This is a genomic window from Posidoniimonas corsicana, assembly GCF_007859765.1.
Classification (GTDB): Bacteria; Planctomycetota; Planctomycetia; order Pirellulales; family Lacipirellulaceae; genus Posidoniimonas; species Posidoniimonas corsicana.
Map to the genome: position 1 here is coordinate 3,991,230 of NZ_SIHJ01000001.1, position 12,290 is coordinate 4,003,519.

The window sequence follows — 12,290 nt, forward strand, 5'->3', positions numbered from 1 at the left end:
GCTGCACGGAGGTGTCATCTATCCGCCCACGGTTCTGAGGATTGACCGGGCCGCCCCGCCCGCTGGTCAGCTGCTGCGATGACGACGCCACACGAGGCTCGCCGCGAACGCCAGCAGCGTTACGCTCGCCGGCTCCGGGACCGGCACGCCGAAGTAGGACGCGGCTCGCTCCCAAGCGGCGGCGCCCACGAGTTGCCCGATGCGGCGTCCGGTGAAGTCGTCCTGCGCCGGGTGGATGCCGCCCCACAACCGCGACTCCGCCGCCATGTCGGCGGCGTCAAAGTACGAGGCGAACTGGATCCGCAGGCTCTCGATCGGGCCGTACTCGAAGTTCAGCCCGGCGCCGATTGGGATCTCGTACTCGAACAGCCCACCCGGCACGTAGGGAGAGCCGGTTAGTTGGGTCATCAACTCTGCCCCGACACGGCTGAAGGTCGAGTGCCCCGACACGTAGCCGGGGAACGGCGGCGTCACGAAGCTGCTGAGCTGGTAGGGCAGCCACTCCTCGGCCAGGATCCAGCCAACGCCGCTGAGGTCGGCGGGGTTGTCGAACGGAGCGGTCCCCTCCACCGGCCCACGCCAGGCGCGCACCACGATCGCGCCCTCGTGCCCGGCCAGCCCCTCGTGCCGGCCGCCGGCGGCGGTGGTCTCGCCCGTCACCACCTCAATCAGCCCGGGCTCGAGCGGCAGACCGTCCGGGTGGTAGGAGGGGCCGCCGGGGTCTGACGACTGCCCGAGGCTGCCCATGTAGCGGATGAACGAGATGGGACGCGACGTGTCGTAGTGCCCCTTGTGGTTCCAGGCCGCGATCGCGGCGTCGTGCAGGCCGCCGTTGAGCGCGAACATGCTCTTCACGTCCCACTCGACGTCGGTTAGCGTCGGCCCGGCGCCGCCCATCTGCTTGGGGACGCCCAGCAGCTCCATCTGGTCGGTGATGTCGTTGCGGATCTCGTTCCAGTGCCCCGGCGGCGCGGTCGAGTGGGGGCCGTCGGCCCAGAACTCCGCCATCACGCGGCCGAAGTCGCCGCGGCGGACGAGCTGAGGCTGGTAGGGCAGGCCGGTCACCGGGTTCGCCGCGTAGCCGGCCTGGGCGTAGGACTCGGTGAGGGGCGCGTCGAATGTGTTGCCCCGCGAAGCGGGCGAGATATCAATCACCACCCCGTCGCCCGGGTCGAGCTGTGAGGAGTAGCGGATCATCGCGACGGCGTTCGCCTTAAACGCCTGGTCCCCCGCCCCGCCGAGCCGCGGCGGCGCGCCCTGGTCGAAGTATACCCCGCCCGGACCGCGGTCGGCGGGCGTCAGCGAGAAGGGCGTCACCGCCCCCCAGTAGGGCGTCAGGTTGGTCTGCGTCGACGGCAGGATCGTGTTGCCGAACTGGTCGATCCGGTCGCCGCGGAAGTTGAGCGGCTGCCAGCGGTTGGGGTCGTCCATCGCCACGCCCACGTCCTCAACCGTCAGCGGTGGGTTCACCGGCAGGTACATGCCGGCGGGGTTGGCGTAGCGGTTGGCTTCGTTCGCGCCGTCGGCGAGCCCGTGGTCGATCACCGCCTGCGCGATCCGGTTGCCAACGGCCGCGGGCGAGTCGCCCGCTTGCGACGTGAAGTCCGGGTCGTAACCGAGGGCGGTCATCTGGTCGCGGATGTTGACGACCGTGGCGGAGCGGCCAGGCCCCAGCCCGCCTGGCCCGGTGACGAACCGGTGCAGCAGGACGTTGTAGGCCGCGTAGCTGATGGCCTCGGCGCGGGCTGCCTCCGTGTCGGCCGCGGCGGCCTTCACTGCGCCGAAGTACTGATGGCCTGCCGGGTCGTACGCAGACCAAGCGTCGAACATGGCCGCCGACACGTGGAACAGGTTGCGGGCGTGCACCGTGGGGCGGGCCGTGTCGATGCTGATCGCGTGCAGCAGCTGCTCGTTCCAGATCCTCGCCACGGAGGGCGCAGCAGCGGCCGGATGACACTGCGTGAGCGCCGAGAGAGGGAGGAGGATCGCGAGGTTTCGCAGGTGTCGCATCGCGAGTAGACGGCGCCAGCCGGATTGCCCAGAACGCCGGCGAGGTTGCGGAGGAGCCCCACTCGAGGTAGCGGCGTCCTCACCCGCCCGGCGCCACACGGCTTCCGCATCGACAGGAAGCCCACAGTCGAACGACCACGTAGCCACCCGCACTCTAATTGAGCCAATCTGCCGCATCAAGCAGTTGGCGCCGCGTCGGCGGCCGGGCCGCTGCGCGCAGCGGGCGCCCGCTGGCGGCGGGCGCGGCTAGACCCGCGAGTCGAACACCCGCACCTGAGCCCAAGACTCTTTGTTGGTCTCGATGAACTTGAGGTGCCGGGGGTGCTGCTGGTAGGCGTCGTGGGCGGCGCGGTCCTTGAAGACCACGTGCAGCGCGACGTCGAATTGGTCGTCGTTTACGGGCCGGTCGAACTCCGGCGCCCTTTCGCCGGCGCTGAAGTAGACCACGCCGTCGTGCCCCGCCAGGTGCTCGTGGCACGAGGCGACCAGCGTGCCGATGGCGCTGGGCGTCCGCTCCTTGAGCGTGAAGTAGACCATGTGAGCGACGCTCTGGCTGGCGGGGTCAAGCACGGGACTCGGTCTCCGGAGTTGGGACCGGGCGGTCGGCCCGGCCGCGGTGATCAGTCGTTGTCGCGGGGCGAGGTGGTGGTGGGCGACGGGGGCGCGATCTCGATCGACGCCCCGATCGGGGCGAGGTCGCCCTGCGCGGGCGGGCCGATCAGCTCGCTGATCTCGTCCTCGTCCAGCTCCTCCTTCTCCAGCAACGCGTTGGTCAACGCGTCCAGCTTGCCGCGCTGCTCGGTGAGCAGCGTGCGGGCGCGGTCGGCGGCGTTGTGCAGGATCTTCGAGACCTCCTCGTCGATCACCTGCGCGGTGTGCTCGCTGAAGTGCCGCTGCTCCTGCACGATCTCACGGCCCAGGAACGGGTTCTCCTCGCCGGTCGAGTATGCGACCGGCCCCAGACGCTCGCTCATGCCCCAGTGGGTGACCATGCGGCGGGCGAGCGAGGTGGCGCGTTTCAGGTCGCTCTCGGCGCCGGCGCTGAACTCGTCGTAGACGATCTTCTCGGCGGCCCGGCCCGCGAGCGCCATCGCGAGCGTGGCGTGCATCCGCGACTGCGGCACGTTGTGGCGGTCCTCGTCGGGGATCATCTGCGTGACGCCCAGCGCGCGGCCGCGGGGGATGATGGTCACCTTGTGCACGCGGTCGCACTCCGGCAGCAGCCAGGCGACCAGCGTGTGCCCCGCCTCGTGGTAGGCGGTGACCTTCTTCTCCTCCTCCGACAGCAGGTCCTCACGGTTAGCGCCCATCATGATCTTGTCGCGGGCGAACTCGAAGTCCTCCATCGAAACGAACGCCTTGTTGTGCCGCGTGGCCCACAGCGCGGCCTCGTTGGCCAGGTTCTGGATGTCGGCGCCGGTCATGCCGACGGTGGCCCGCGCCAGCCGGTCGAAGTTCACGTCCTCGGACAGCGGGATGTTGCGGGTGTGCACCTCGAACAGCTGCTTGCGGCCCTCGAGCGTCGGGCGGTCGACCGTGACGTGGCGGTCGAAACGGCCCGGCCGCAGCAGCGCGGGGTCCAGCACGTCCGGCCGGTTGGTGGCGGCGATCACGATGACGGTCTCGCTGGGCGTGAAGCCGTCCATCTCGCTGAGGATCTGGTTGAGCGTCTGCTCGCGTTCGTCGTGGCCGCCACCCAGCCCGGCGCCGCGCTGGCGGCCGACGGCGTCGATCTCGTCGATGAACAGGATGGCCGGCGCGCTGCGTTTGGCGGTCTTGAACATGTCGCGGACGCGGCTGGCGCCCACGCCGACGAACAGCTGGATGAACTCGGAGCCGTTGATCGAGAAGAACGGCACGCCCGCCTCGCCCGCCACGGCCTTGGCCAGCAGCGTCTTGCCGGTGCCGGGGGGGCCGTTGAGCAGCACGCCCTTGGGCACGCGGGCGCCCAGCTTCTGGAACTTCTCGGGCTCCCGGAGGAACTCGACGATCTCTTTCAGGTCCGTCTTCACGCCCTTCAGGCCCGCGACGTCGTCGAACGTCACCTTGGGGCCGCTCTCGGCGCTGTACCGCTTGGCCGGGCTCTTGGTGACGCTGCCCAGCATGCCGCCGCCCATCATCTGCTCGCGGGCGCGACGCATGAACGAGAACATCAGCACCACCATGCCGATCAGCAGCACGAACCAGATGAAGGTCATGAGCGTGCCGATCGGGTACTCCTCCTCGTTGGTCACGACCACGCCGTTGGCGATCAACAGGTCGAACAACTCCTTCTCGACCTGGTCGTTGCCCGAGAGCACCACGTAGAAGTTCTTGCTGATCGTCTCGGGCGGCTTGCCGGCCGACCCGACATCAGGAGTGGCGGTCTGCTTGGGTGGGTCGTCGGTCGGTGCGGCGTCCTGCTCGCTGTCGGCCGCTTCGTCGGTGGTCTTGTCGTCGGAGTCGGTCGACGGCGCGTCGGCGTCCGCTTCTGTCTTGGTGTCTGCGTCGGTGCTGGTGGACTTGCTGGGCGCGCCGTCCGACGGGGCGGGCTTGTCGGCCTCTGTCTTTGCCTGCGCGTCCGGCTTGGCTGCAACCGCGGCCGGCCGGGGCGGCGGGACGACGAACTCGCCGTTCAGCCGCGACCCCACGAACGAGGCCGATTTGACGTTGCCCTGCTTCACCTGCGACAGCAGGAACGAGTAGGTCACCTGCTCGCGGGTATCGCCAAAGTTGGACGCGAAGAGCAGCCCTACCAGCAGCAGCAGCGGCAGCATGGTCCACCCGACGGGGGCCACCGGCCGCTTGCGGGGCGGCTTGCCGGACGGCTGCTTGGGATCCTCACCTCGGGCGCGGCGTTCTTCCGGCGTGGCTGCCTTTTTGTCGTTGGGCTCGGTATCAGCCATACTGGATGTCGGGAGGGTTGGGTCGCCCGCAGGGGCGCCAGCTGAGGGTGGGGGAGGCGGCGTGACCCAAGATTGTACGTCGCGTCGCCGGGCGTGACGAGGCAGCCCCCACGCCCGTCAGGCCGCTAATTGGCGGCAAAGAGGGCCGCGTGCAGCGGCCGGTTGCAGCGGATATCGCGGCGGCGCGGACCCAGGGAGCCCAGCGCTGGGGGCAGAACGCGGCGGCCGACCCGCGAACATCGCGGTGCGGGCGGAGCCCGGCGGGTCTAATTGTTGACCGGCTTGCCGTCTTCGTACTTCTGCGAGATCTCGCGTCCGTCGGCGGTCCACTGCGTGGCCACGCCGTGCCGCTTGCCGTCGCGGAAGGGCACCTCGGCCCTCTTCGAGCCGTCTTCGGCCCATTCGGTGGCGATCCCCTCGGTCTTGCCGTCCTGGTAGCTCAGCTCGCGCTGGGGCTTGCCGGACTCGTACCACCACTTCCACGTGCCGGTCGGCACGCCCTCCGCGTAGGCGTACTCGGCAAGCCGCGTCTCGCCGTCGGCGGCGAAATTTTCCCACACGCCGTCGCGTTTGCCGGCGGCGAACGAGCGGCGGGCCTCGAGCGTGCCGTCCTCGCGGTGCAGCTCAATCGTCCCGGTCGGCTTGCCCTGCTCGTAGGTCACCTTCTTGGCCAGTTGACCGTTCGGGTGCCAGTAGGACCACTCGCCGGCCGGGTCGCCGCTGTTGTACTGTCCGTCCACGAACTGCTGGCCGTTGGGGTAAAACTCGCGGTACACGCCGTTGCTGACCAGGCTGTTATCGGAGTACTTGGTCAGGCCGCGTTCGATCCGCACCTTGCCGTTGTCGTACTTGGTGGTCTGCACGTCCGAGCCCACCACGGTCGCCGGCACGGACTCGCTGCTCTCCTCCAGGTAGACCGCCGGACCCGTGTAGGGCTCGATCTTTGCGGAGGGCTTCTCTTGCGACCAGGCGACGCCGGCCGCACCAACCGATAGCAGGACGGCCAGGGCGGGCGTGGCGGGGAGCAGGACGGGCGTGGCGTGAGGGTGACGCGGCATTTCGGGACGTTTCCTGAGCATCCAGGGCAGTAGAGAAAAGCGGCCAGCCGCCAACGGAGCGGGGGCCTATCAGTCAGTATGCCGTACGGCGGCAGACCCGTCCACGTTCGCGGAAAAACCTGCGGGAGATGCGGATTCGGCCGGTTCTGCCGGCGGCCCTACAGCCGCCAGTCCGACGGCAGCGTGTGGTTCTTGGGCACCACCAGGATGCCGTCCCGAACGACGCAGTTGCGGCCCTCGCCGTAGTCGTCCTGCCCGGTGTCGTTCACGACCCTCACACCGGGGGCGATGCGGCAGTTCTTGTCGACAATCGCCTTCTCGATCACGGCGCCCGCACCGATCATCAGCGGCGGCGTGCCGGGCGGCAGCGCGGCGATCTGGTCGGCGGTCTCGTACATGTCGGCGCCCATGACGATCGAGTCCTTGATCACGGCGCCCTTGCCGATGCGGCACCGCAGGCCGATCACACTGTTCTCGATGGTCACGCCCGGCTCGATCTCGCAACCGTCGGCGATCAGGCTCTGCTTGATGGTGGCGCCGTCGCAGCGGGTCGGCGGCAGGAACCGGGGCCGGGTGTAGATGGGCCGCGCGGCGTCCGCCAGCGAGAACGGCGAGTCCTCCCGCGCCATCGCCAGGTTGCACTCGTAGAACGAGCGGATCGTGCCGATGTCCTCCCAGTAGCCGTCGAACAGGTGCACCTGCACGTGCCGCTGGTTGATAGCGTTCGGGAAGATCTCCTTGCCGAAGTCCGAAGAGTCGCTCTGCTCCAGGGCCTCGACCATCGCCTGACGGTTCCACAGGTAGATGCCCATTGAGGCCAGGCAGTCGCGGCCGTGGCTCTGGACGCCGCGGGCGTCGATCCAGGCCGGGTCCATGCGGACCTGGTCGAGCTGCTCCTGCGTCTGCGGCTTCTCCACGAACCCGATCACCCGACCGGAGTCGTCCAGCCGCATGATGCCGAGGGCGGACGCCTCGGACTGGTCGACCGGCTTGCCGGCGATCGACACGTCCGCGCCGCTCGCCTGGTGCTCGGCCAGCATCTTGGCGAAGTCCATCCGGTAGAGCTGGTCGCCCGACAGGATCAGCACGTAGTCGAACCCCGGCTGCAGCAGGTAGCGGAGGTTCTTGCGGACCGCGTCGGCTGTGCCCTGGTACCAGTCGAGGGTGGCGTCGGCGTCCATGGTCTGCTGCGCGGCCAGGATCTCGACAAAGCCGCCGCCGAACGCGTCGAACCGGTACGTGCCGCGGATGTGCTGGTGCAGGCTGGCGGTCATGAACTGCGTGAGCACGAACACGTGGTTCAGGTCGGCGTTCAGGCAGTTGCTGATCGGGATGTCGATCAGCCGGTACTTGGCGGCCAACGGCACGGCCGGCTTGCTGCGGTAAGTAGTAAGCGGCTGCAGCCGCGTCCCGCGACCGCCACCCAACACAACTGCAACGACGTTTTTCATGGATGCACCTGCCATACCGGCCAACCGGGCCGTAGTACGTTCGTACGTGAGAGAAGAGCCACGGGGACAACCCCGCGCTTATGCGACAACCTAACACAGCTAGGGTCGTCGATACAGAGATCCGATCGTGAACTTCTTACGAGGCTGTGCGACTCTGTGGCAATTCCTGCGACCGTGTGATGATTTCCGTCGGAGTCGCCCCACTCCTCCCATCGTGCGCAGGAGGCGGATTGCGCACCGTCGGCGGACGCCGCGCCGCTGCTACTTCACCACCAGGTTCACCAGCCTTCCCGGCACGTACAGCTCCTTCTTGATCTCCTTGCCGGCGATCTGGTCGGCGATCTTCTCGTCCGCCTTGGCGGCGGCCAGCGCTTCGCCCTGGGTCGCCTCTGCGGGTACGTGAACCTTTGACCGCACCTTGCCGTTCACCTGCACCGGGATCTCGATCGTGTCCTGCTTCAGGCGGCTCTCGTCGAACTCGGGCCACGGCTCGTAGGCGAGCGAAGTGTTGTGCCCCAGGGCGAGCCACATCTCCTCAGCGATGTGCGGTGCAAACGGCGACAGCAGCAGCACGAACGGCTCGATGCACGCCCGGGGCCGCGAGTCCTCTTTGGTGAAGAAGTTGGTGAATTCCATGAGCCGCGCGATGGCCGTGTTGAACGACAGCTTGTCGATGTCCTCGGTCACGGCCTTGATCGCAGCGTGCAGCGTGCGAAGCTGCTCCTCGGTCGGCTCGGCGTCGGTGATCGCGTTGCTCAGCGCCATCGCCTCGGCCCGCTCGTCGATGACGAGCCTCCAGGCTCTGCCCAGGAAATTCCGCACGCCGGCCACGCCGTCCATGTTCCACGGCTTGCTGTCGGGCAGCGGGCCCATGAACATCTCGTACAGCCTGAGCGAGTCGGCGCCGTACTCGCCGACCACGTCGTCCGGGTTGACCACGTTGCCGCGGCTCTTGGACATCTTCTCGTTGTTCTCGCCCAGGATCATGCCCTGGTTCACCAGCTTCTGGAACGGCTCGCGGGTGTGCACCACGCCGCGGTCGTACAGCACCTTGTGCCAGAACCGCGCGTAGAGCAGGTGCAGCACCGCGTGCTCGGCGCCGCCGATGTAGAGGTCGACCGGCATCCACGCCTTCTCGATTTCGGGGTCGATGGCCGCTTCGCTGTTCTTCGGGTCGAGGAACCGCAGGTAGTACCAGCAGCTGCCGGCCCACTGCGGCATGGTGTTGGTCTCGCGTTTGTATTTCACCCCGTCGATGACCGGGTAGAGCCACTCGTCTGGCGCCTTGTCGAGCGGGGGCTCGGGCCGGCCGTGCGGCTTGAAGTCGTCCAGGTGCGGCAGGTCGACCGGCAGGCCTTCCTCGGCCACGGTGTGCACGCGGCCGGTCGGCTGGCCGGCGTCGTTCAGCTCGTGCAGGATCGGGAACGGCTCGCCCCAGAACCGCTGCCGGCTGAACAGCCAGTCGCGCAGCTTGTAGTTGACCGCTTCTTGGCCCAGCCCCTTCTCCGCGAGCCAGGCGGTGATTTTCGGCTTGAACTCGGCGGTCGGCGCGCCGTCGAACTCGCCAGAGTTGATCGCAACGCCCTCGGCCGGGTAGCACATCTCGCCGGCGAGGATCTTCGCCGCGTCTTCCGGCGGGACGGCGCTCGCCGGCTGCACGACGGCTTTGATGGGGATGTTGTACTTCTGGGCAAACTCAAAGTCGCGCTCGTCGTGCGCCGGCACGGCCATGATGGCGCCGGTGCCGTAGCTGATCAGCACGTAGTCGGCGATCCAGATCGGGATCTGCTCGCCGTTAACCGGGTTGATGGCGCAGGAGCCGGTGAACACGCCGGTCTTGTCCTTGGCCAGCTCGGTGCGGTCGAGGTCGCTCTTGAACGAGGCGGCCTTCACGTACGCTTTGACCGCGTCGGCCCGCTCACCCGTGGTCAGCTTCGCGACCAGCGGATGCTCGGGCGCGATCACCATGTACGTTGCGCCGAACAGCGTGTCGGGCCGAGTGGTATAAACGCGCAGCACGTCGTCGGCGGGCTTGGCGGGAAAACCGCCGGGTTCCGCCGGTGATTGAGATTCGGCTAGGCGGAAATCCACCTCGGCGCCGACGCTCCGGCCAATCCAGTTCCGCTGCAGCGCCTTCACGCCCTCGGGCCAGTCGAGGCCCTCCAGCTCGCTTTCCAGGCGGTCGCCGTAGGCGGTGATGCGAAGCATCCACTGCCGCAGCGGGCGGCGTTCGACCGGGTGGCCGCCGCGCTCGCTCTTGCCGTCGATCACCTCCTCGTTGGCCAGCACCGTGCCGAGCGCCGGGCACCAGTTCACCGGCGCCTCGCTCTGGTAGGCGAGCCGCTGCTCGTCGACCCAGCGGGCGGCGAAGTCCTCGCCCAGCTCCTGCACATCCTCAGGAATATCGAGCTCGGCGATCGGTCGCCCCTTCTGCTGCTCCTTGTCGAACCAGGTGTCGTACAGCTGCAGGAAGATCCACTGCGTCCAGCGGAAGTAGTCAACGTCGGTCGTGGCGATCTCGCGGTCCCAGTCGTAGCTGAACCCGAGTATCTTCAGCTGCCGCCGGAACGTGGCGATGTTCTTCTCGGTCTGCACCCGCGGGTGCTCGCCGGTCTTGATGGCGTGCTCCTCGGCCGGCAGGCCGAACGCGTCGAACCCCATCGGGTGAACCACGCTGACGCCCTGCATCCGCTTCGCGCGGCAGACGATGTCCGTGGCGGTGTACCCCTCCGGGTGCCCCACGTGCAGCCCGTCGCCCGACGGGTAGGGGAACATATCGAGCGCGTAGAGCTTGCCGCCATCCCCCTCGGGCAGCTGCGGCGCGGCAAACGTCTTTTCCTTGTCCCAGTAGGCTTGCCACTTGGGCTCAATCGTCGCAGGGTTGTAGCGGGGCATGTCGTATGGCGGATTGCGGATTCGGGATTTTGGATTGCGGCCAGAGAGCGGCCCCCTCCGCGAGCGTGCGGAACGGGCGATTCTACCGCCGCGGGCCATTAGCGCAAACCGCTCCGACCATTGACCTTCGGTCGATCGGCTAACTACCATGGCGGGTCTGTTTTTGGCCACCGATGAACACGGATGCGCACCGACTGGCCGGTCCTAGGACCAATCTGCGTTCACCCGTGTTCATCCGTGGCTAATTCTTTCCGACAGCCGAGCGAAATCACCGTGGAAAAGACCAAAGTTGGCATCATCGGCCTGGGAACCGTCGGCAGCGGCGTCGCGAAGATCCTGCTGGACCACGGCGACCGCACCGCCCGGCACGCCGGCCGCGTGCTGTGGCTCGAGAAGGCCGCCGTGCGGGACCTCAAAAAGCCCCGCGACTGCGACCTGCCCGCGGGCGTGCTGACCGATGACATGGACGAGGTCATCAACCACCCGGAAATCAAGGTGGTGGCCCAGCTGATGGGCGGGATCGAACCGGCCCGCACGGTGATGATCAAGCTGCTCGAAGCGGGCAAGGACGTCGTCACGGCGAACAAGGCGTTGCTAGCAGAACACGGCCCGGAACTGTTTGACCGGGCCCGCGAGCTGGGCCGCTCGATCGCGTTCGAGGCGTCGGTGGCGGGCGGGATCCCGATCATCGCCAACCTCAGTCAGTGCCTGACCGCCAACCAGGTCACCTCGCTGCACGGCATCCTCAACGGCACCAGCAACTTCATCCTCGACAAGATGCACACCGAGGGCGCGTCGTACTCCGACGTGGTCGCCGAGGCGCAGCGGCTGGGCTACGCCGAGGCCGACCCGTCAATGGACGTCGACGGCACCGACGCGGCGCAGAAGCTGGCGATCCTGTCCCAGCTCGCCTTCGGCGCGCGGCTCAAGTGGCAGGAGATCCCCCGCTCGGGTATCGACACGGTCGACCTGCTGGACGTGAGCTACGCGGAGGAGATGGGCTACAAGATCAAGCTGCTGGCGATCGCCGACCTGAAGGAGCACGGCCTGGACTGCGAGGTGAACCCCGCGCTGGTCCGCGCCGGCAGCCCGCTGGGCGAGGTCGGCGGCCCGTTCAACGCGGTGCTGGTCAAGGGCGACGCCGTCGGCCCGCTGTTTTACCACGGCCAGGGCGCCGGCCAGATGCCGACCGCGTCGGCCGTAGTGGCCGACCTGATCGACACGGCCGTCGGCCGCACCGCGCTCACGTTCCACACGCTCGGCCTGTGGTCCGACGCCGTGAAGGGAGTCGACCAGGCCGACTTCGCCACCTCGACCGGCAAACGCTACGTGCGGGCGATGGTGGAGGACCACCCGGGCGTGCTGGCCAAGGTGACCAACGCGTTCGGCGCCGAGGGGATCTCGATCGCCTCGATCCTGCAGAAGGAGCCCCTGGAGGGCGACACCGCCGTGCCGCTGGTGATCATGACCCACCGCGCCAGCGAGGCCGCCACCGACCGCGCCTGCGCCACCATCGCCGCCCTCGACGCCTGCCGCGGCGAGCCGGTCAAGATGTGGGTGCGGGACTGACGATTGCGAAGTGCGGATTTCGGATTGCGGAATGATCAGATGGCCAGCGACTCACACAATCCGCAATACGATGACGATGAGGCGCTTTGTCAGTACGTTTTTGGCAATTACTTCCACCTGCTTACGTTCGACGAGAGAGTCGCCGAGAAGTTGCGACAAGCCCGTCTTAAAGCAGAGCACGGGGGCGGGAAGCCTGCCAGAATGCTTGAAAGTAGACTCGCGACGGAGAGCCCGGATGCCCATGCTCTCTTGGAGCAAGGATCCGACGGTTTCAGAATATCAGTTGCCCTGCGGGTTCTGGCAGAGCATGCAACAGAAAATGAGATCAACCTATGCGCGGCATGCAATCGTGTGGTGCGCACTCCACAAGCAAAACAATGCCTGTGGTGCGGCCACGACTGGCACTAGTTGATTGCACACAA

Annotated in this window: 8 protein-coding genes; 2 read left to right on the top strand and 6 right to left on the bottom strand. The window is 67.6% G+C overall.

The window, feature by feature from the left end; all coding sequences use genetic code 11:
• Positions 1-66 precede the first annotated feature (66 nt).
• The 6 genes from KOR34_RS15360 to leuS form a co-directional block, all read right to left on the bottom strand.
• Complete coding sequence (locus KOR34_RS15360) at positions 67-1,929, bottom strand: vanadium-dependent haloperoxidase (RefSeq protein ID WP_146565464.1); 1,863 nt, start codon at positions 1,927-1,929, stop codon at positions 67-69.
• A gap of 327 nt (positions 1,930-2,256) precedes the next feature.
• On the bottom strand, positions 2,257-2,580 hold the full coding sequence (locus tag KOR34_RS15365; RefSeq protein WP_315852855.1) for a Dabb family protein: 324 nt from the start codon (positions 2,578-2,580) through the stop codon (positions 2,257-2,259).
• A gap of 50 nt (positions 2,581-2,630) precedes the next feature.
• Complete coding sequence (ftsH, locus tag KOR34_RS15370; protein ID WP_197531437.1) at positions 2,631-4,895, bottom strand: ATP-dependent zinc metalloprotease FtsH; 2,265 nt, start codon at positions 4,893-4,895, stop codon at positions 2,631-2,633.
• Between the two features lie 266 nt (positions 4,896-5,161).
• Positions 5,162-5,953 (bottom strand): toxin-antitoxin system YwqK family antitoxin, encoded by a 792-nt coding sequence (locus tag KOR34_RS15375; RefSeq protein ID WP_197531438.1) that lies wholly within the window; start codon positions 5,951-5,953, stop codon positions 5,162-5,164.
• 158 nt (positions 5,954-6,111) lie between these two features.
• The gene (locus KOR34_RS15380) at positions 6,112-7,404 is read right to left on the bottom strand and encodes a glucose-1-phosphate adenylyltransferase (protein WP_146565468.1); all 1,293 of its coding nucleotides are present in this window, start codon (positions 7,402-7,404) and stop codon (positions 6,112-6,114) included.
• A 261-nt stretch (positions 7,405-7,665) separates the two neighbouring features.
• Entirely contained in the window at positions 7,666-10,299 is a 2,634-nt protein-coding gene (leuS, locus tag KOR34_RS15385) for a leucine--tRNA ligase (RefSeq protein ID WP_146565470.1), read from the bottom strand.
• Between the two features lie 273 nt (positions 10,300-10,572).
• Between leuS and KOR34_RS15390 the strand changes: the two genes are divergently transcribed.
• Both KOR34_RS15390 and KOR34_RS15395 read left to right on the top strand, forming a co-directional pair.
• Entirely contained in the window at positions 10,573-11,868 is a 1,296-nt protein-coding gene (locus KOR34_RS15390) for a homoserine dehydrogenase (RefSeq protein ID WP_228714625.1), read from the top strand.
• Positions 11,869-11,907: 39 nt separating this feature from the next.
• The gene (locus KOR34_RS15395) at positions 11,908-12,276 is read left to right on the top strand and encodes a hypothetical protein (protein ID WP_146565474.1); all 369 of its coding nucleotides are present in this window, start codon (positions 11,908-11,910) and stop codon (positions 12,274-12,276) included.
• The last annotated feature ends 14 nt before the right edge of the window (positions 12,277-12,290 follow it).